A 289-nucleotide genomic window follows, 5' to 3' on the forward strand; every position below is an offset into this window, starting at 1 on the left:
GCTGTGCGCGCGTGGGGACTCCAGACCCTCAGCCCTCTAGAGCTCACCTCCCGCGCCCGCGGCTGCGCGCGCGCCCCCCCCCCCCCCCCCCCTCGCCGTGTTCCCGGGGAGTTGCCTGCCGGTGCGCGTTCCGGTGCCCCGACATGGAAACGCGGCGGCCAGAAGTGAGTGCATTCGGAAAGGACTTGTCTCGCCGGGGAGCGTGAATTCCCCGTATGTGCACTCGTCCTGGAGCCCTGCCTTCCGGCGCTGCGCCGGTGGTTCGAGAAAATGCGGGCGGGTCCTGCGG

Source organism: Streptomyces sp. NPDC059398 (genome assembly GCF_042751845.1).
GTDB lineage: Bacteria > Actinomycetota > Actinomycetes > Streptomycetales > Streptomycetaceae > Streptomyces.